General features: G+C 57.4%; 20 protein-coding genes. 9 read left to right on the top strand and 11 right to left on the bottom strand.

From position 1 onward, the window contains the following. Positions 1-3: 3 nt before the first annotated feature. The 5 genes from greB (at position 4) to C7I36_RS08705 (ending at position 5,583) form a co-directional block, all read left to right on the top strand. Complete coding sequence (gene greB / locus C7I36_RS08695) at positions 4-480, top strand: transcription elongation factor GreB (protein ID WP_106453430.1); 477 nt, start codon at positions 4-6, stop codon at positions 478-480. A gap of 86 nt (positions 481-566) precedes the next feature. Continuing rightward, positions 567-1,748 (top strand): antiviral reverse transcriptase Drt3a, encoded by a 1,182-nt coding sequence (drt3a, locus tag C7I36_RS08700; protein ID WP_106453330.1) that lies wholly within the window; start codon positions 567-569, stop codon positions 1,746-1,748. Beyond that, positions 1,741-2,259 carry a hypothetical protein gene (locus tag C7I36_RS17260; RefSeq protein WP_146137321.1) on the top strand — a complete coding sequence of 173 codons (519 nt, stop codon included), beginning with the start codon at positions 1,741-1,743 and terminating at the stop codon, positions 2,257-2,259. The genes drt3a and C7I36_RS17260 overlap by 8 nt, the downstream gene beginning before the upstream one ends. Before the next feature lie 11 nt (positions 2,260-2,270). Continuing rightward, positions 2,271-4,040: a hypothetical protein gene (locus C7I36_RS17265; protein ID WP_146137322.1), complete on the top strand. Its 1,770-nt coding sequence runs from the start codon at positions 2,271-2,273 to the stop codon at positions 4,038-4,040. 181 nt (positions 4,041-4,221) lie between these two features. Further along, a complete protein-coding gene (locus C7I36_RS08705) occupies positions 4,222-5,583 on the top strand; it encodes an IS1380 family transposase (RefSeq protein ID WP_106453331.1) in 1,362 nt (453 codons plus the stop codon). Positions 5,584-5,870: 287 nt separating this feature from the next. Here C7I36_RS08705 and C7I36_RS08710 read toward each other — a convergent pair whose 3' ends face one another. After that, positions 5,871-6,839: a chromate resistance protein ChrB domain-containing protein gene (locus C7I36_RS08710; RefSeq protein WP_106453332.1), complete on the bottom strand. Its 969-nt coding sequence runs from the start codon at positions 6,837-6,839 to the stop codon at positions 5,871-5,873. Between the two features lie 80 nt (positions 6,840-6,919). Here C7I36_RS08710 and chrA point away from each other — a divergent pair, with 80 nt between their 5' ends. Then, positions 6,920-8,296, top strand: a complete 1,377-nt coding sequence (chrA, locus tag C7I36_RS08715) for a chromate efflux transporter (protein ID WP_106453333.1) — start codon at positions 6,920-6,922, stop codon at positions 8,294-8,296. Between the two features lie 147 nt (positions 8,297-8,443). Beyond that, positions 8,444-9,451, top strand: a complete 1,008-nt coding sequence (gene dmeF, locus C7I36_RS08720) for a CDF family Co(II)/Ni(II) efflux transporter DmeF (protein ID WP_245880079.1) — start codon at positions 8,444-8,446, stop codon at positions 9,449-9,451. Between the two features lie 4 nt (positions 9,452-9,455). Here dmeF and C7I36_RS08725 read toward each other — a convergent pair whose 3' ends face one another. From C7I36_RS08725 to zigA, 3 genes are all read right to left on the bottom strand, one after another. Further along, positions 9,456-9,731, bottom strand: a complete 276-nt coding sequence (locus tag C7I36_RS08725) for a metal-sensing transcriptional repressor (protein WP_085919469.1) — start codon at positions 9,729-9,731, stop codon at positions 9,456-9,458. A gap of 194 nt (positions 9,732-9,925) precedes the next feature. Continuing rightward, entirely contained in the window at positions 9,926-10,477 is a 552-nt protein-coding gene (locus C7I36_RS17975) for a hypothetical protein (protein ID WP_425445040.1), read from the bottom strand. A gap of 59 nt (positions 10,478-10,536) precedes the next feature. Then, complete coding sequence (gene zigA, locus C7I36_RS08735; RefSeq protein ID WP_106453334.1) at positions 10,537-11,736, bottom strand: zinc metallochaperone GTPase ZigA; 1,200 nt, start codon at positions 11,734-11,736, stop codon at positions 10,537-10,539. Between the two features lie 97 nt (positions 11,737-11,833). On the opposite strand from zigA, the gene C7I36_RS08740 reads away from it, so the two are divergent. Both C7I36_RS08740 and C7I36_RS17435 read left to right on the top strand, forming a co-directional pair. Beyond that, entirely contained in the window at positions 11,834-12,460 is a 627-nt protein-coding gene (locus C7I36_RS08740) for a DUF1826 domain-containing protein (RefSeq protein WP_106453335.1), read from the top strand. 217 nt (positions 12,461-12,677) lie between these two features. Then, positions 12,678-14,843, top strand: a complete 2,166-nt coding sequence (locus C7I36_RS17435) for a methyl-accepting chemotaxis protein (protein ID WP_219899626.1) — start codon at positions 12,678-12,680, stop codon at positions 14,841-14,843. Between the two features lies 1 nt (position 14,844). Here the strand turns inward: C7I36_RS17435 and C7I36_RS08750 are convergent, their stop codons facing one another. The 7 genes from C7I36_RS08750 to dctP form a co-directional block, all read right to left on the bottom strand. Then, positions 14,845-15,090 (bottom strand): Rho-binding antiterminator, encoded by a 246-nt coding sequence (locus C7I36_RS08750; RefSeq protein ID WP_106453336.1) that lies wholly within the window; start codon positions 15,088-15,090, stop codon positions 14,845-14,847. A gap of 16 nt (positions 15,091-15,106) precedes the next feature. Then, positions 15,107-15,592: an Lrp/AsnC family transcriptional regulator gene (locus C7I36_RS08755; RefSeq protein WP_106453337.1), complete on the bottom strand. Its 486-nt coding sequence runs from the start codon at positions 15,590-15,592 to the stop codon at positions 15,107-15,109. A gap of 309 nt (positions 15,593-15,901) precedes the next feature. Then, positions 15,902-16,258, bottom strand: coding sequence for a RidA family protein (locus tag C7I36_RS08760; protein WP_106453338.1), 357 nt, complete (start codon positions 16,256-16,258; stop codon positions 15,902-15,904). Positions 16,259-16,310: 52 nt separating this feature from the next. Next, positions 16,311-17,711, bottom strand: a complete 1,401-nt coding sequence (locus C7I36_RS08765) for an FAD/NAD(P)-dependent oxidoreductase (protein WP_106453339.1) — start codon at positions 17,709-17,711, stop codon at positions 16,311-16,313. Then, complete coding sequence (locus C7I36_RS08770; RefSeq protein WP_106453340.1) at positions 17,698-18,030, bottom strand: (2Fe-2S)-binding protein; 333 nt, start codon at positions 18,028-18,030, stop codon at positions 17,698-17,700. The genes C7I36_RS08765 and C7I36_RS08770 overlap by 14 nt, the downstream gene beginning before the upstream one ends. After that, positions 18,008-19,132 (bottom strand): NAD(P)/FAD-dependent oxidoreductase, encoded by a 1,125-nt coding sequence (locus C7I36_RS08775; RefSeq protein ID WP_106453341.1) that lies wholly within the window; start codon positions 19,130-19,132, stop codon positions 18,008-18,010. The genes C7I36_RS08770 and C7I36_RS08775 overlap by 23 nt, the downstream gene beginning before the upstream one ends. A 52-nt stretch (positions 19,133-19,184) precedes the next feature. After that, entirely contained in the window at positions 19,185-20,186 is a 1,002-nt protein-coding gene (gene dctP / locus C7I36_RS08780; RefSeq protein WP_106453342.1) for a TRAP transporter substrate-binding protein DctP, read from the bottom strand. Positions 20,187-20,201: the final 15 nt, after the last annotated feature.

A 20,201-nucleotide genomic window follows, 5' to 3' on the forward strand; every position in this document is an offset into this window, starting at 1 on the left:
ATCATGAATACCAATATTATCACGCCAGAAGGTTACGCTAAGCTGGAAAGAGAACTCAACCAGCTTTGGCGAGAGGAACGGCCGGAAGTTACTAAGAAAGTGCAGTGGGCCGCAAGTTTGGGCGATCGCTCTGAGAATGCAGATTATCAATATAACAAGAAAAGACTGAGGGAAATTGACCGGCGGGTAAGGTTCATTAAGAAAAGATTAGAGGTTCTACGTGTCATTGAGTATAACCCTACTCAAGAAGGTAAAGCATATTTTGGAGCATGGGTTACCTTGGTTGATGATGATGATAAAACCTTAACATTTAGAATTGTTGGGCCCGACGAAATCTACGGCAGAAAAGATTATGCCTCAGTTAACGCCCCCATCGTCAGAGCTTGTCTTGGGAAGGCTGTCGGTGATGAGGTCGTGGTTAGAACTCCTGAAGGCAGCAAAGAGTGGGAAGTTGAAGCTATCAGCTACAGAGCGGGATGAAACTTTGTTAATAAAGTTGAATGGGTGATTGAGTAATGTACTGCTCGATAAAGTAAACCAATCAATTAAATAGAAAGAAAAAGATAATGCTGAAACAAGTATTTGATAAAAATCAACTTGCTAAAATTCTTACACCGCAAGATGTAAGAAAGTGGAGGCTGTTGTCGAGCAATGATAATGTCGATGTGGCGATAGGTGATATTGTAAGTCACTGGAATAAGCACAACCTGAAATTACTGCCATTTGAAAAGAAGATAGTAAAAAGGAAGTCTGTTTTTAGTCCTTCTATAGTAGAAGATGACTTATCTATTAGGTTGCTCGATAGATTTATCCGAAGGATTTATAAAGTTAGACAATCAGATCGTAATAGGATAGTAAGACAACTTATTTCTCTCCTAAAAGATTCTGGAAATTATCATGTCCTGAGGTTGGATATCAAGGATTGCTATGAAGATATCAAGCTAAATAGACTAATTAATAAGTTTGATAATGACTTGATTTTAGCTCCAGAATGTATGCAACTACTTAATCAGATTCATAGTCATCTCCAAGAAATTCATAATGTAGATGGTTTACCCAGAGGGCTAGCTATCAGCCCGACACTGGCCGAACTGTATTTGGAATTATTGGATAATAATATAGCATCCCACAAGAGTGTTATTTATAGTGCCAGATATGTTGATGATATAATTATATTAGTGCCTCAAGGGAAGGAGGTGGATGTCGAAAAGTATGTCAAATCTCTTACAGAAGATCTGGGCTTAAGTATAAATAAAAGTCCTGGTAAATACTATAGTGGTCATTCGAGTACAGCATCTTTCGACTATTTAGGTTATTCAATAAAGGTTTCTTCTGTAAAGAATAAGCCAAACAAAGTAAATGTTGAAATTTCGACATCTAAACTTAACAAAATAAAATCTAGAATAATAAAAGGATTTTGTGATCATAAGAAACAAAAAAATATAAACCTTCTAAAGAAGCGGCTTGAATATCTATCAATGCTAAAAATCGTAAAAAAAGGAAATAATGGAAATTTACTGGGTGGAATCGCTCATAACTATCAGTATGTCACAAATGATTTCGAATGCCTAAAAGGCATCGATGGCTTTCTTTGTTGTCAGATTAACTCCCCTCGTTTTGGATTGAGTGCTGAAGAGCGTGATAAAATAAGAAAAATATCAGTGTATGGAAATGTAAAGAATAAAAAGGTTGGGAACTTTAGCAAAAGCCAGACAGTTAGAATTATGCGGGTGTGGAAAGATGTCTAGTATCATCAAAGTTGACACAAGTGATAAATTACGAGTATTACTGACAGATGTATTGCCTTACGAGTTGCCTCTATGGTTTTCTAACTTTACTCTGTACCAGAGGTTTAAGGATAAGAGATATATAAATTCATACGGTGAAATTTCAGGGCTTAATTTTCAAAGTAACGGTGGCACTTATATTCCACTAGATTATTATGTTAGTCGAGGTGGCAACAAGACGCCAAGAACTATATCAATAATGCATCCAGTAGCTCAATTAAGTGTTTGTGATTTTTACAATGAATATGATGACTTAATTGAATACTACTGTACAAAGTCAAAGTTTTCATTGAGACACCCATATCGAAAATCGACTAAATTTTATGGTAAGAGTCAAGAGGGCTCCAAGCTATCTGATGGTGTAGAGAGCTCAGATGAAGAACGAATTGTTTCTAGCTCTTACTGTCATTTTCAACAATTGTTGCGACTAAACAATAATTGCTGCGACAATCTCTATGTTGAGTTTACATAGAGCGCGCCCTTGTGACCGTTTCTCTCAAACAATGCAGAACTTTTAGCTTCCCAGATGGCACCTTTAAAGACGAAGCTGAGCGCTTGGTCGTTTGGTGGTATGGGCCTATCTTCAAGAATAATCGCTTACGAAGCGTCCCTAAAATCCATATCTTCTTGAGAACCATCGACCATGAGAATAACTTAGGAGGCTTGGTTAGACGTGAGACAGTCTTAACGCATGTGGGGCTATTGAGAATCGGCTCCGTATGGGAAAAGGGCGTGAGTAACTCCCGTATTGCCTACGAGGAGAGAAAATTCCCCGTTTCGTTCTCTCCAGGCGGCTGGCGAATCGTCTCCCTAGACGACTTGCTCAGAGAAGGGCGCAGCCTCTATACCTCCTTTCATGATTCGAACTACTTACCCCAGAAAAGTCAGCACAAAACGTACCTGATTGACTTTGACCTCCCGGATGACAAACATCTGCTCATCCCTTGTACAGAGTTTTTTGCACGCTGTTACGGTCGCTCTTCTGAAATTAAGCGTGTCCTCGCCACTTACCGTTGGGAAGAGGTCAAAGAACGGCTTTATCGACCGCTTAATGCACCTGCATCACCGGGCACATGGCCCGTCAGATTTACTCATCGAGTTCATAGGCACGATGCGATTTTGCTCGCACACATTTTGTACGATCCCTATGCCGAGCGGGCTGCCAGAAGAATTTATTCGCAGATTGAAGCCAGCTTCACCCCAGACCAGATGCTTTTAGAGGTTACCCCTTGGTTCCAGGGGGACGGGGAGATCTCTGTTTCTGGAGTACCTATTGATGATGGCAACGCATTTCTAGGCTTGCAGATATTAGGCTGTACGCAGCCCGATGGTGCCACGATCCACCGTGAAAGAGAGAAATCAACGACAGTACCAGCCACCGATGGCGACGATACCCCCTCTCAGTTTCCCTATCATCAGCTTCAAGACATCCCCGATGTCATTGACCTCACGGATGATGACGAACCCGACCATGGTTCTTCTTGGCTAGACCTTCCTGAGGACGAATTCGTTATATTAGGTAAGCCTCGCGCCGTCTTGGATAAACGATATACCCGAAAAAACGTGCCCGATACACGAGGCGTCCCCGTTCCTGGCGACGAAACCATTTTCTCCACCGGGGAGCCACATGGATCAGGAAAAGGGGTCGGACAGGCCTCTATTCACGCTCCTATTACACTGGAGTCGCAGGGCTTTCTACGTGATATGTGGAATGCGCTTCTTTATTTAAAATCGGCTTATCCCGAGACGGTTCATAGCGTCAGCTGGTTTACCTTTGAAGACGGCTTTAGCACTTCCCCCGACCCTCGGTTGATCAGCCTGGAACCTTTCGAAATAGACGACGAGGTGGAAACGTCAGTCGCTAATTGGGTTTACATTGATACTCAGACCAAGGTGCCTCGCGGGGTACTCGTCATTAGAGTGCATGTGTTAGATCAAACGCTCTATCTCATGGAGATCCAACGCCGCCCTCCTAAACCTAGAGCCGGCGGTAGTGAGGAGGCCTCCAAACCTCCCTCCTACAAAGGTTTAGTATTCACACTGAGCCCTCAAGGCAGCTTTGAACATTGGCTGCGCCAAGTGCTTTCTAACGTGCGGCACGTAGAAGGTGTCGTTCAAAAACTGGTTCGACACTGCCCAGGGTTCGCCGATACGTTCAAACACCCTAAAGCCAAAAACGAAAACGTTCCCTGCGAAGCTTCAGTGTTGAATGCCTTTAGCAAGATCGGTATCACGCGAGGAGACCTAGTGTAGTATCAAGCTGGCTCGATGGATAAAAGCAAGGTGGACACTCGTTGATATTTTAAAGCGTGTACTCCCTCTATCGATGTGTCTACCTGGTACCTGAATCCGTGAGACCGGCCCCCGGAAGCACTTCTAACCCACTGACCTGCATGGCAATATAGCCATTATCGCCATTCACCCAGACAGTGCCATGCCCAACATAAAGTTCCGCGCCAGTTGCCGCACCCTCACCAGCCACGCCGGGCTGTCCATCATCGGGCAATGCTTCGAGATCGCTGGCGTCGACAGCATCGACAGCCGCTTCCCCACCACGCTGGGCATGCGCACCAGTGACGTGATCAAGAGCTACCTGGGCCTGCTGTGTCTGGGCATGAGCGACTATGACGCTGTCGAGAACTTCCGCCGCGACAAGCCCTTCCAACAACTGCTGACCCTGCAGAAGGTGCCGAGCGCGGCGACACTGCGACAGCGGCTGGAAAAACTTGCCGCCAACGACCTGCAGGCGCGCACCGCCACCTGGTCCACGACCCTGCTGTCACTGATCGAAGCACCGATCACCGCCGAGACGACGCACGTCTGCCTGGACATCGACACCTTCGTCATGGACAACAGCAACTCGAAGAAGGAAGGCGTCTCGCGGACCTACCAGAAGGTCGATGGCTACACCCCGATCGCCGCCTATCTGGGCAACGAAGGGTGGTGCCTGGGTCTGGAACTGCGGCCTGGCAAGCAGCACACCATGAAGGAGAGCAACGCCTTCCTGGAGCGGGTACTGCCTCGCGCCCAATGCTTGACCAAGCAACCGATCCTGTTACGCGAGGACAGCGGCTTCGACAGCCAGGCGCACCTGGCGCTTCTCGAACAGCAACGCCAGGTCTTTGCCGACGAGGGGCGCCGGCTCGACTATGTCGTCAAATGGAACCCGCGTGGCTCGGCCACGGCTGATCGAGATACCTGGCTGGCGGTGGCGGCGGACTACTGGGAAGAGCTGCGTCCTGGCAAGCGCCAGGCGCTGTGGTCGCAGACCGTCTCGATCCACGACGACAACAAGACCGAATACGTCGTCCAACGCGTGATGCGCCTGGTAGAGCGCACCGCCGATCGCGATGGCCAGTTGCTGCTCGAACCGGACTATGAGTTGGAAGGCTGGTGGACCAGCCTGGACGAGGCGCCGGAGGCGGTGATCAAACGCTACCAGGCGCATGCCACCCATGAGCAGTTTCACAGCGAGATCAAGACCGATCTCGACCTGGAGCGCTTGCCGTCCGGCAAGTTCGCCACCAACGATCTGATCCTGCATCTCGCCCAGTTGGCCTACAACATCCTGCGCCTGATGGGACAGCTGGGCATGACCGGCGAGCTGAGCCCGGTTCGCCACCCGACCAAGCGGCGCCGGCTGCGCACCGTGCTACAAGAGCTGGTGCACCGTGCGGCTCTCGTGATTCACAAGGCACGGCAGATCATCCTCGACTTCGGGCAGGATATCGGGCGCATGACGGTGCTCAAGACGCTGCGGAGCCGAGTGCGTTATCCACGAGGAACGCCATGCTGACCGTCAATCGGCGACACTCTATCCACAAGCAGTTCCAAGCGACACGCGATCGCCAGATATGTCGTGCCTGGCGGGTGGAAAGGCATGACAAAACGGGCCGTCAGCACCGATCAGCACGGTGGGTTTTGGCAATAACGGGCTTGCGAAAGCCAACTTGCACGGGGCGAATGATCAAAAAGTGCTCGCTGGCGGTGATAGGGAAAGTGTCGGCGCCGGCTTCACGGATTCAGGTGGTAGAGCACAGCTCATCTGTGTTGTGTGACAGCTTGTTCACTATTAGCGCATGCTCACTCCCGGCCTGGGTCTCCTGCCAAATACGCCTGGTAAAGGTCATCAAACAACATATCGGTATGTTGCAGTAGGGCATCATCGTCGTCACAACGCTCCTTGGCCCCGGCCAGCATAAGTTTTAGCCCCACGGCCTCCGGCACGGGGGTGCCCCCCACATCCAAGTAGTGGACTAGCTCCGCAATTCTGCTCAAACCTGTCTGCGACTCAAGGCTAAAACTCGCGAGCAGCACTTCAAACGTCACCTTGTCATCAACATGGGTGAAAGGGGCTCCATCAAAATCAAACCCCAGCGCGTCTTGCGGACACTGGTTTGGATGCTCAAGCCACACGAAGCGAGCCTCGGGATCAATAAAGCGCTTGATCAACCAAGCCGATGCTAGCCTGTCCACCCAAGGGCGACAGCGCGTGGCCCACGATCTCCCACGAAATGCAGCGTGATCAAGCCGCGGGATCTCGGCTTGGATCGGCTGGGGCTCGTCTGGCACAAAATAGCGATTAAAGACGGTCTCCGCCTCTGCCAAGGCCATAATGGCGCGCTCGCTTTCTGACCCTGGAAAAAAATCGATCTCCACAATGCCTTGTAAACGTCGTTGCAACTGGGTCAATTGACGCTGCGCTTCTCGCTCCTCCAACTGAGGGCATGCCTGCTGCCACTCAACCACCGCCGCCCGTAAGGCTTGAAAATCTGGCTCTCGATCAAAGAGCGAAGGCAACGCATCGACGCTATCTATGGCTGAATCGTCTACCTCGATCAACAGCGCGTTACCCCCCAGCTCCCGAATAGCGCCGACTTGCTGCTCCAGCGCTTCCCTTCGCGAGGGGCTAGTAGGCAGTAAGTACACACCATCTCTGAGTACCACGGCACCTAAACCACGAAGCGCCCGCCAGATCCTCATACGGGGCGTGCCCGCCCGCCCACTGAGACGCATGATCAGGATTAACCAGTGTTGTACGTTATCTGTCATACCGCCTCTTTCGTTGTATGTATAACCTAACTGTTATACATTCTACAAAATAACACCCCTACATCGCTAAAGAGTGTGCCATGCCGCCCAACATTGAGTCGCCCCATCAAGTACCGTTCCGTGAGGCCGTTAGGGTCTGGTTACGAATCGCACTATTGAGCTTCGGCGGCCCCGCCGGTCAGATAGCGGTGATGCATCGCATCCTTGTCGAAGAAAAAAAATGGATTGGCGAGCGCCGTTTTCTGCACGCACTTAACTACTGCATGATGCTGCCGGGGCCAGAAGCGCAACAGTTGGCTATCTATATCGGTTGGCTGATGCATCGTACCAAAGGTGGCTTGGTGGCGGGCAGCCTCTTTGTGTTACCTGGCTTCATCGCCATTCTGGCCCTGAGCTACCTGTATGCAGCTTTGGGCAATGTGGGGGCAGTTGAGGGGCTCTTCTTTGGTCTAAAAGCGGCGGTGCTGGCCGTGGTGCTTAACGCTGTCGTCCGTATAGGCAAGCGGGCACTAAAAAATCAGATAATGCTTGGCATCGCCGCTGCCGCGTTTGTCGCCATCTTCTTTTTTGAGGTGGCGTTTCCGGTGATTGTTCTAAGCGCGGCCCTTCTGGGGTACTGGGGAGGGAAGCGTGGCATGACAGCCTTTCAGGTAGGAGGTGGCCACGGTGATGCCGACGAGTCAGTGCTTAGCGACCGAGATTCCCTACTGGGAAAAGGGCTGCCTGCCCATGCACGCCCCAATCGCCAGTGGTCGCTACGCATGTCAGGCACGTTACTCCTATTGTGGCTAACACCGGTGGTGGTGCTATTGGCCCTATTCGGCAGCGAGAATGTGTTCAGTCAGATCGCATTCTTCTTCAGTAAGATGGCGGTGGTGACCTTTGGCGGTGCCTATGCGGTGCTGGGTTACGTCACTCAAGAGGCGGTGCAAAATTATGGATGGTTGGCACCGGGCGAGATGCTGGATGGCCTGGGCATGGCGGAGACGACACCGGGCCCGTTAATTCAAGTCGTGCAGTTTGTTGGGTTTATGGGCGCTTATCGTGAGGCCACAGGCCTTGATCCCATGTTGGCGGCAACGCTGGCCGCATTGCTGACCACGTGGGTAACGTTTGTTCCTTGTTTTCTTTGGATATTTTTAGGGGCTCCCTATGTGGAGCGTCTACGTGACAACCGCGCCTTAAGCGCTGCGCTGTCCGCCATTACCGCTGCGGTCGTCGGGGTTATCCTCAACCTAGCCATTTGGTTTGGACTTCACGTTATCTTCGCTGACGTAGGCGAATGGCACGTGATGGGGGCACGACTTTTAGCGCCGAACTTAGCGTCCCTCGATTTACTGGCGTTATTACTGGCGGCAGGCGCGATGGTCGCGATTTTTCATTTCAAGGTGGGCATGCTCAAAGTGCTGGCAGGGTGCGCGCTTATTGGTGTCTTAGCGTCTCTTGTGGTTTTTTAGCCAGCAGTCACCCGCTGATGGCGTTTCCGGCTCGCCTGTATCGCCTTTTGTGTTTTGCTGTGCTTGCTATCGCAAGTCCGGTTGTGAACCCACCTGATCTCCACTAGTATCCCACCTATCCCCCCAGGGGGGATAGGTGGCGTCGCAATGCTCGATAGCGCATACGCTGAACATGTTCTTCTTCCATTAGGTACGCTAGTCATGCCTCACCATCGCCTTGACCAATGGCAGCACGATCATACGTTTGGCCAGAACCATAAACGCTCCGGTGAGTTGCGGACGCTCATTGTGGTCGGGCTGACCCTGGCCATGATGGTTTGGGAAATTACGGCGGGGGTGATCTACGGGTCAATGGCGCTGCTAGCCGATGGGTTGCATATGGGCTCCCATGCGGTGGCACTGGGTATTGCCGCCTTTGCGTATGCCTATGCCCGTAAGCATGCTACGAATGACCGGTTCTCGTTTGGCACCGGAAAGGTCAACGCGCTGGGGGGATTTACCGGCGCGATACTGCTGGCCGTGTTCGCCCTTTACATGGTGATAGAAAGCGTGGGCCGCTTTATTCAACCCGTTGAGATCTCGTTTAACGGGGCTATTTTTGTCGCTTTCATCGGTTTGGTGGTCAACGGTATTTCTGCTTGGATATTAGGCGAGGCCGGTCATGATCACCATCATGGGCACGATCACGATCATGACCACAGCCATCATCATGACCATAATCGTCGTGCTGCTTACCTGCATGTATTGGCGGATGCACTGACGTCAGTGCTCGCGATTGTGGCTCTGCTGGCGGGTAAATATGCGGGTTGGGGTTGGATGGACCCTGCCATGGGAATCGTGGGCGCTATCTTGGTCACCCGCTGGTCATGGCAGTTGCTTAAAGAGACATCGACAGTACTGCTGGATCATCAGCATCAATCGATGGAAAACGCCATCAAGCAAGCTGTTGAGAACGATGATGCCCGTGTTACTGATCTTCATGTGTGGTCGATCGGCCCCAATATATTTATGCCGCTATCGTCTCCATCGTGGCCCATGAACCCGAGTCGCCCACGGCTTACAAACGCCATATCCAGGCCCACTGTTCCTCTCTCGTTCACATCACGGTTGAGATATTGCCCTGTGAGGAAGACCAGAGCGCTGGCCTGGCGTTAGCTCCTCACAGATAACGCGCAATCGCTTTGAAATCGTCGACATGGTGTTGCTGTTCCGGTGAGAGCGGCCTAAGGGCGTCATCCAGACAGTGCTCAATATGGTCATGGATCAATACGCGCTTAGCCTGCTGGACAGCTTTCTCGACCGCGTGGAGCTGCTGCGCAATGTCAAGGCAGTGACGACCCTCTTCCATCATGTGCGTCACGCTTTGTAGATGGCCGCGAGCGCGATTGAGCCGCTTGATGATATCGGGATGCGACTGGTGGGTATGCGGTGTCATGTTCTTTTCCTTTTCATTGTTTCTATCCCCCTAGGGGGGATGGTAATCTATTGGTATCATGCTGCCAACGCTCGCGCTGAAACAGCATGTGTTGCTTGGTTATCACTTTCACTCTGGTTGTTTTGTCATGCTCCATCGGCTGCGCCACCGTCTTGGCTACCTTATGTTCTTACTATTGTTCTTGCCGAGCCTGGTCATCTCCAGCCTCGGCGAGGCGCAAGCCCATGGGGCGGCGAGCGTTGCGTCGTTTGACCACAAGAGTGATCTAAGCGGCCATGGGCATACCCATGGCCACATGCATGAAGACGGTCGCCAGCTCCCTCATGAGAGCGGCAGTCACTTCCACGAACAAGCGGATCGGTTGGGGGCGAGCATTGCCCTGGCACCCAACGTCCGTCATGCCCTGCGGCTAGGCGAACGACACGCTTTTCCCCTGCGTCGTGTCTACCGCTTGGAGCGGCCTCCACGGCCAGTCGTCGCTTGATGACTGGGGCCATCCATCCGATGGCCAAGACTAATGACAGACCCGTGGAGGTTGCATGTTTCCATCCCAAGTAAGGGGTGCGCTCGGCTTGCCTATGATGGCCCGACGCCACGCCTGCGGCTTCGGCATTTTCGCTGCGATCGCCAAGGGCGGCGGCTTCCGACACCGCCTGTGTCACGGCGGGACGCTCCACCTTCCACAGGTGCTTGAGCTCGTCGTCCAGTTTGTGCCAGCCGGCACGGGTGATCAAATTGGTTTTCATTGAACGGACTCAATGGCTCGACAATGGCGGCTATTGTGCGCCAGCGGGGTCCGTGCCGTCTACTCCCAGGCCGGGAAGGGATCGGGCAGTTGTTGCCAGGCGGCGGGGCCCTGGTGCAGTTCCTCGTCGGTCAGCAGGCAGGCGTCCAGCTCGCGGCACAGCCCGGCCTGGTCCAGGCCCTGGCCGATAAACACCAGCTCCTGGCGGCGATCGCCATGGGGCTCGGCCCAGCTGGCCAGGATATGCTCCCGGCTTTCTTCGTCCTCGGGCCAGTCTTCCTCGGGCACCGCCTGCCAGAACAGGCCGGCGCCGCCGTGGTAGGCGATGCCGCCGGCCTGGTTCCACTGGCCGGCAAAATCCGGGCGGCTGGCCAGCCAGAAAAAGCCTTTGGAACGCAGCAGCCTTCCTTCGTCCCGGGGCCGGTGCAGACAGTCGAAGAAACGTTGGGGGTGGAAGGGGCGGCGGGCGCGATAGACGAAGCTGCCTATGCAGTATTCCTCGGTTTCCGGGCGGTGCTTGCCGCGCAGCTCCTGCAGCCAGCCGGGGGCGCGGGCGGCGCGTTCGAAGTCGAAGCGGCCGGTGGCCAGCACCTTGTTCAGGTTCACCCGGCCCTGGCGGATGGGCAGGATCTCGGCCTCGGGGTTGAGCCGGGCGAGGATGGCGGTCAGCTCCGCCAGTTGCGCCGGGCTCACCAGGTCGGTCTTGCTCACCAGCAGCAGGTCGCAGAATTCCACCTGCTCGATCAGCAGGTCGGCCACGCTGCGCTCGTCGTCCTCGCCCAGGCTCTCGCCCCGCTCGGCCAGGGCCTGGGCGGCCTGGAAGTCGGCCAGGAAGTTGACCGCGTCCACCACCGTCACCAGGGTGTCGAGCCGGGCGATGTCGTGCAGGCGGCTGCCGTCTTCACCCTCGAAGGTAAAGGTTTCGGCCACCGGCATCGGCTCCGAGATGCCGGTGGATTCGATCACCAGGCAGTCGAAGCGGCCCTCGCCGGCCAGCCGGCGCACCTCCAGCAGCAGATCCTCGCGCAGGGTGCAGCAGATGCAGCCGTTGCTCATTTCCACCAGCCGGTCCTCGCCCCGGTGCAGGCTCACCTGCTGCTGCACCGTGGCGGCGTCGATGTTCACCTCGCTCATGTCGTTGACGATCACCGCCACCCGCAGGCTCTGGCGGTTGTTGAGGATATGGTTCAGCACCGTGGTTTTGCCGGCGCCGAGAAAACCGGACAGCACGGTCACGGGAAGGGGGGAAGGGCTGGACATGGTGTTTGCTCCGCTTGCTTGCCATGGCTTATGATGAATTTGTTGTTATAACATAACATGTGTTGTTTATCCCCTGTATCAGCAAGGAGCCCCGGTCATGAGCATTACCGATCAGCTGTCGTCCTGTTTCGCCCCCGTCAGTGTGCAGGGCGGCGATCCCGCCACCCTCACCCGGATCTATGAGCCCGACTACAACCTGGCGGTATGGCAGCGGCCCCTGCCGGCCGGGGCGGCCGACTATGTGCAGCGGCTGCTGCAGGCGGGCAGCCGGGTCAGCGTGCGCGAACTGGTGCCCGCCGAGGCGGTGGCGGGGGAGCTGGCCGGGCAGTTGCCGGATCTGCCCGGCCGGGAGGCCCTGGCCGCCGACGTGCAGCAACTGGCGGAAATGTTCGCCTGCCTGTTCGATCTGCCCCGGGTGGGCGTGCGCCTGGCCAGCCTGCAAACCGCCATGTGCCCGCGTTTCCATGTGGACCGGCTGCCCTGCCGGCTGGTGAGTACCTATTCCGGCCCGGGCACCCACTGGCTCAACCAGGAGCAGCGCAACCAGCTGCTGGCGCAAGGGGGACGGGAGCCGGAGCAGTGGCAGCAACTGGCGGTGGGCGACGTGGCGCTGATGAAGGGCGACGGCTGGGAAGGGGAAGAAGGCCGGGGCCTGTGGCACCGTTCGCCGCCGGTGCCCACCGGCTACCGGCGGCTGTTCCTGTCGATGGATATTGCCGACTGAGCCGAGCCAGACAGGTGCGTTCGCACCATTTTGGTGTTCTGTTATGGTGCGCTGCCGGGCGGCGGGGGCGGCAGCGCCGGATAAAGCACCACGAATACCACCAAGGGGGTGCCATTAATGCTTGGAAATGGTCCGAACGGGGCAGCTCCGTCTTTTCCACGCCATGGAACGCTTCTTGCTAAATGTGTTGAAAAATCACTAAAAACAAGGAGTTTGCATGGAATCGGCAGCCATGAGCGGTCAGTTTGTTTCCCCCCATATGGCCGGTCGCGGCCCCCGCATGAGCCTGGCCCTGCGGCTCAGGATGAAGTGGGCCAACTGGCTCAACCGGCGCAGCATCGCCGGCCTGGAGCAGGTGTTCGACGGCTTTGCCGCCACCCGGGTCAGTTTGCTCCAGCGCTGGACGCGCCAGCAATGGTACTTTCTCGAAACCCTGGGCCCGCGGCTGGACTGGCGGCAGCCGGCCGCCAACGGCGCCCTGCTGCGGGATCTGTGTCGGGAAAGCGGTGATTGCTCCGAATTGTTCATGTTGTCGGCCGAAGGGCAGGTGCTGGCCTCCAGCCAGGCCGGACGGGAGGGGCAGGCCGACACCGACGCCAGGGTGCTGGCCGAGGCCGGGGTCAGACCCTTTTTGCACGGCCCCTACGCGGATCCGGTCACCCTGCGGCTCGGCCCTTCCAGCTCGCGCTTTCACGACGCCATGACCCTGATGTTCTACTTTCCGGTGCGGGTGAAGGACGAGCTGCGCGGCCTGCTGTGCGCCCGGGTGCCGAACGACGTGATGAGTGACCTGATCCAGCGCGAAGCGGGGCACATCTACCCCGATTCGGGCGACAACTACCTGTTTATGGTCGAATCCCGCTTCGACTCGCGCATCGCCCCCGGCACCGCCCTGTCCCGCTCCCGCTTCGAGGACAGCACCTTCGGCGGCGGCGAAAACCTGAAGGAGGGCATCAACACTCCCTGGGGCCAGATCCGCATCCACCACCATACCGAGCTGGAGCTGCGCTTCACCGATCCGGCCACCGGCGAGCTGCACCCGGGCGTAAAGAGCACCATAGAACGCGGCCACAACGGCTTTGTGCGCTACCCGGGCTATGCGGACTACCGCCATATTCCGGTGGTGGGCAAGGGCGTCACCTTCTCCCTGCCCGGCTCGCCGGATCGTTTCGGCATGATGTGCGAGGCGGATCTGGCCGAAGTGTTCGGCCGCCGTCCTTTGGGCTGGCAGCTGCAGGCCGGTTACCAGGCCTGTGTGCTGCCGGTGCCGGCCTTCAACCTGGCGGCGGCCGGGCTGGATCTGCCGCTTGCGTCCCTGCTGCTGGGCAACCTGCTGCTGCTGCTGCTGTCCGGCTGGTGTTTTGCCCGGCTTGGGCCCCGGCGGTTGTCGCGCCGGCTGAACGAGATGACGGGGGTGGTGCGCACCCTGGCCGAAGGCGAGGGCAACCTGCGCCAGCGGCTGGACAAATCGCGCCTGGGGCGGGACGAAACCGGCGAGCTGGGCATGTGGATGAACAGCTTTATCGACAATCTGGACGGCATGATGGGCTCGGTGATCGCCATGGCGGAGCGGCTGGAGCAGAGCAACCAGGGGCTGTTCCGGGTCAACCGGCAAACCCAGGATCACTCCCGCACCCTGTCCTCCGCCATCGAGCAGATGCTGGCGGCCCTGGCCAGCCAGCAACAGCAACTGGATCTGGCCAGCGCCACCGCCGGCGAGATGAAGCAGGCCATGGATCAGGTGGTGGTGCGGACCCAGCAGCAACTGTTGTCGGCCCGGGACGGCAACCAGCGCATCCGCGAGGTGGTGTCCGGCTCGGCGGCGGCGGTGCGGAGCCTGGACGGCCGGGCGACGGAGATCGACGACATCGTTTCCGCCATCAGCGACATCACCAAGCAGACCGAGCTGCTGGCGCTCAACGCCGCCATCGAAGCGGCCCGGGCCGGGGAGTTCGGCCGGGGCTTTTCGGTGGTGGCCGACGAGGTGCGCGCCCTGGCGGCCCGCACCGCGGTGGCGGCGGAAGACATCCGCCACAAGGTGGAAGGCATGCAGGGGGAAACCCGGGCGGCGGTGGCCATGATGGAAAACGGCGTGGCCGAGGTGGATCAGGGCCTGCGCCTGGTGGACCAGGGCGGCGAGGCGGAGCAGTATTTGCAACAGAAGGTGGAGCAGATGTTCACTGTTATAAATGACCTGGCCGAGACCCGCGAGCAGAACCGCCAGGCTACGGCGCTGATCGCCGATCTCACCGGGGAGATGAATGTGTCCTTCGGCGAGCTGCAGCGCAGTACCGAGCAGGTGAAGGGCACCGCCTTCGGCCTGCAGCAGCTGGTGGGCAGCTTCGAGGTCAGCCGGGGCGCCGGTACGACGCGACCGGCATGACTCAGTCGAAGTCGACGGCCCGGAAGTGGGGGTTGTCGGTGAGCGCCTCCATGCGGGTCAGTTCCGCCAGCCGCACCAGTTGCTCGGCCCCGTCGGTGCCCAGCAGCAGGCACTCCTGCCGATCCCCGTCGCGGCGGGTGTCGAGGGCGATGCCCGTCAGCTGATGGCCCGAGGCCAGGGTCAGCCGGACCCGGTAGCGGTACAGGCAGGCGATTTCGAGGTAGTCATGCTGATCGCAGCTCATCATGGCGTGCTCCTCCGGTTCAGCCCAGGTGTTCCAGCGGCAGGGCGGTGTCCTGCTTGATCCGCCGCAGCACGAAGCTGGAGCGCACCCCGGTCACCCCCTCCAGCCGGGTCAGCTTGCCCAGCAAAAACTGCTGGTAGTGCTCCATGTCGCGTACTATCACCTTGAGCTGGTAATCGGCCTCGGTGCCGGTGATCAGATCGCACTCCAGCACCTCGGGAAAGCCCAGTATGGCCGCGTCGAAGGCCTCGAACCGCTCCGGGGTGTGCCGGTCCAGGGAGATGTGGATATAGGCCTGCAGGGTCAGCCCCAGCCGGGCGGCGTTGAGCCGGGTCACGTGATCGAGGATGAGGCCGGCTTCTTCCAGTGCCTTGACCCGGCGCGAGCAGGGCGAGGGCGACAGGCCGACCCGCTCGGCCAGCTCCAGGTTGCTGATGCGGCCGTGGCGCTGCATCAGCTCCAGGATGCGCCGGTCGGTGCGGTCGAGTTGTAGGAGGTTGCTCAAGAATCTGTCCTTATGGCAATAACTGTTCTTAATGGATTATAGGTGGGGAGAGTTATTGCGTTAAGGGGCGAAAATGACTTTATCTTTGCAACCACTCGTCAGAGCTTCGAGGTTACTATGTTTACACCTTAACAGGAACAGCAGATCGGCATTACCGGCCCCTGCCGCAAGCCGGAATACCCTTTCGGTGAGCACCGCAAGCGCGGCACTCCAAACAGGAGTGCAACAGCGTGGGAATACGGACTACAAGTTCGCAAAGGGCACAAAAAGCCAGCCATCGAGGGCTGGCTTTGGTGTTTCTGTAGGAGGTCAGGCTTCAGGAATGGCGGCGATCACCGAGATCTCCACCAGTAACTCGGGGCTGGCCATGGCGGCTTCCACGCAGGCCCGGGCCGGGGCGTGACCGGCGGGCACCCAGGCGTCCCATATCTTGTTCATCTCGGCAAATAGACTCATGTCCTTTACATAGATGGTGGCGCTCAACAGGTGCTGGCGATCACTGCCGGCTTCGGCCAGGAGGGCATCGACCTTGGCCAGCATGGTTCGGGTCTGCTCGGTAATGTCCTGGCTGCGATCTTCGGCCACCTGGCCGCAGAGGTAAACGGTGTTGTTGTGGATGACGGTGCGACTCATGCGCTCGCCGGTGTGATGGCGTACTAGGGACATGCTATCTCCTCAAAAAGACAAGGGCACCGTGCAGTGGGCACGGCGGTCAAGGTCAGGGCTGGGGCTGATCGGTATTGTTCAGGTTGGCCAGTTCTTGCAGGGTTAGTGGTTTTATGGGTGAACGAATGCGGTAATAACCCACTTCCGCCGGGGTAGTCTGGCGCGTATCGGCGATGATCTGCGATACCGTCAGGCCACACATGCGACCCTGGCAAGGTCCCATGCCCACTCGGCTGAAGGCTTTGGTCTGATTAGGGCCGGTGCAACCCATTCGGGCGAAGCGGCGAATATCGCCAGCGGTGACTTCCTCGCAGCGGCACACCAGAGTGTCGTCGGCTGGGGTGAGAAACTCTCCGGCGGGTTGATAGAGCACATCGAGAAAGGGACGAATGGCCAGTACCGGCGCCAAGGCGCGACGCACAGGCACCGCCAGCCGGTCCCGCTCTTTGGGGCTTAGGCGGTCCAGTTGGCAGGCGACTTGCCAGGCGGCCAGGCGGCCGGCTTGTTCGGCGACAACGGCACCGCCGATGCCCGCGCCATCACCGGCAATAAAGATGCCTTCGAGGTCGGTTTCGCCCCAGGTATCGGTGGAAGGGCGCCAGCACAGCTGCAGCTCGTCCCACTGGTGGCCGATGCCGATGGCCCGGCTCAGTTGCACATTTGGCACCACACCCTGGTGCACCAGCAGGCTAATGGCGTCCAGCGTCCGTGCCTGGCCCTTGTGGCTGAAGTGGACCCGGGCCAGTTTGCCGTCACTGCCAGCTTCACCCCGCAGTCCGCTTACCTGGCTCAGGAATGGGATACCTGCTCCCTTGAGCTGGGCTATATAGTTAAGTCCCTTGAGCAGCATCTTCCAGCCACGCAGGGCGCCACCAAAATGACGGCTGGCCTTGAAGTAGTTCTCTTTCGGGGTGGTGTCGAGCACAGCGGCAATTTCGACTCCGGCCCGGTGCAGTTGCAGTGCAATCAGCAGCAACAGTGGGCCGCTGCCGGCCAGTATCAAGGGGACTGGTGGTGTCAGACCGCTGGTCTTGAGCATGATCTGGGCGGCACCACAACTCATGACGCCGGGCAGTTGCCAGCCGGGAAAAGGGGCAGGGCGTTCCTGGGCTCCGGTGGCCAGAAGGATTCTCTCGGCTCGTAGGGTGCGGGCCTGTCCCTGTGCCGAAAAACGTACTTCCCGTTCTTTGGTAACTTCCCACACGGTGGCAGAGGAAATATAGTCCACACCGGCCTGGCCGAAGGGCCCCAGCAGCCGGCGGCCATGGTAATAGTCTGGCCCCAGAATACCTTCATCCCGAGGCGCCGGGGCCGAGATGGCGCGGTATATCTGCCCGCCGGGAGCGGCCTGTTCATCCAGTACGGCAACGGTCAATCCCTGTTCGGCCGCCGCAGCGGCTGCCGCCATGCCGGCAGGGCCAGCGCCTACAATCACCAGATCATACTGCTTCATGAAAGTTTCCCTCTGTTAGCTCTCGGGCGCCCGACTGACGATGCACCTTCATGCCTTCGGTGACCTGCACCATGCAGCCCTGCACATTGGGCAGACCATCGACTTCCACCAGACACTCGAAGCACACGCCCATCATGCAGTAGGGCGCGCGGGGGCTGGCGGACACTGGGGTGGTGCGAGACGGGATGGCGCCTGCGGCCAGCAGGGCTGCGGCGACCGAATCGCCCTCACGGACGGTAAAGGGCTGGCCGTCGATCTCGATGATGACGGAACCGGCAGGGGCCGTGTCCAGCCGGTTAAATGGGGAATCGGTCTGCACTGAACGCCTCCAGGGAAATCTCTATGTCTTTGCCAAGCAGCCAGTTGACCAACGGACCTGCGTGCACGGCCCCCAGGGTGACGCCGCTGTGGCAGGTCACCACATAGGCACCGGGATGCCGGCTCGACTGTTGGTAGATGGGGTAGCCGTCCGGGGTCATCACCCGTAGTGCTCCCCAGGCACGGATCAGTCGCACCTTTTCCAGCACTGGGTACATGCGGATGGCGCGGGCGGCAATCTTGCCAAGTTCTTCTGCAGTGGTGCCGGTGTTGAGGCCCACATCCTCCTTGGAGTCGCCCAGTTGTACCGTGCCTTCGCCGGTCTGACGGACATGGCCGGTGGGGTAGTGAATAAAAGGCTTGAGTCGCTCGGTAATCAGCACTTGTCCCCGATTGGGTTCTACCGGAGCATACAGGCCAAGCTGTGGAGCCAGCGCCTTATTGCCGAGTCCGGCAGCCAATACCACTTTTCCGGCTGTCAGGCTCTTGTCCTGCAGCCGTACTTCAAAACCGTGCTGCAGTGGCTGAATATGTTGTACTGGCTCGCCATTAACCAAGTTTCCGCCTCTCTGCTTGAAGGCTTGGTGCAGGGCGCGGAACAGCAGCAACGGGTTGAGGTGGCCATCCATGGGAGACCAGGTGGCGCCGGCGATGTCGGGGCCCAATGCAGGCTCCTTTTCCCGTGCCTGCTCGGGGGTGAGCACCTCGAAGGGATAGTCTCCGCCGGAATCCTGCCGCATACGGGCCAGCATATCGGCCCTTTGCTGCAGGCTTGGCTGATCCAGGCAGACATAAAGGCCGCCATCCTGCCGCAGCTCGATATCGATGCCGGTCTCCTGTTGCAGGCTTGCGGCCAGCTCAGGCCAGAGCCGGGCCGACAGCCGGGTCAGATGGGCGTAGTCAGGGCAGGAGTCTCCCTTGCCCTGTACCCAGACCAAGCCGAAGTTGCCGCGAGAGGCCCGCAGCGCCTGATCGCCTTCGTCGAAAACGGTCACTGTTTTACCCTGACGCAGCAGGCCATAGGCCAGGGACATGCCCACCAAACCGCCACCGATGATGGCCACATCAGTGTCGTGGCGGCTGGCATGGTTGCGAACCGACATCACGTTCTCCTTTGGCAAATGAGAAAGCCGGGCCCGGTTGGGCCCGGTAGTATTACTTGAATTGAGACAGAACCTGCTCGGCCCAGTCTTGGCCGATATCTTTAATGATTTCAGGCCAGATACGTTCACGGGCCACATCGGCATAGGCGTTGATGTCGGCTTCGGTCACCTCGACAATGGTGGCGCCGGCATCGGCCAGGTATTGTTCATTAGCTGCTTGATCGGCACGGGCAGTCTCCCAGCGGCGTTGTTCAAAGTTCTGTGCGGCTTTATCCAGGGCAGCACGATCTGCATCATCCAAGTCGGCATATCGCTCGGCATTGATCTGCAGGAACCACACTTCGAAGTGGGTATTGAGTGGAACATAGGACTTGGTCACATCGCGGAAAGAGGCATAGTACCCCTCGGCACCCGAGCCCATAACACCATCCACCACGCCGGTCTGTACCGCGGTAAAGGCTTCGGAGAAAGGCAGGGGAGAGCCGATGAAACCGGTGCTATCGGCCAGCATCTGGAACGACTTCATCGGCGGCACCCGCAGTTTTGCTCCCTTGTTATGGGTCGGGTCGGTAACCTGGCCCACCTCCCTGTTTAGGGCTATACCGCCGAAGTAGACCGGCCATGCTGCCAATACCTTGATATCTTGCGATTGGTACAGTTCATCGATGGTGTTGCGCAGTGGCGAACCCGGGGTATATGCCTTGCGTGCATCGTTCCAGTTTTTCACCATGTAAGGCATGTAGATCACCTGGAAACGTTTGTCGGCACTGGCTGAGGGCGGCTGAACCGCCATATCGATGGCGCCCAAGCTGACTCGTTCCTGTACCACTGTGTAGTCACCCAAGGCGTTGGCCGCATATACCCTGAGTTCGAGAGCACCATCGGTGGCGGCCTTTAGCTCTTCAGACAGCTGATGCACATCTTCGTCGATAGCTGTACCCTGAGGCCGCACGTGGGAAATTTTGAGAGTAGCAGCCTCGACGGCAGTACCGGCCAAGGTCAGCGCCAGCAGCATACTTTTGGCGATGGTGCTGTATTGAATCCTTTTTTTCATCATCATTCTCCTTCA

Source organism: Zobellella taiwanensis (assembly GCF_003012795.1).
GTDB lineage: Bacteria > Pseudomonadota > Gammaproteobacteria > Enterobacterales > Aeromonadaceae > Oceanimonas > Oceanimonas taiwanensis.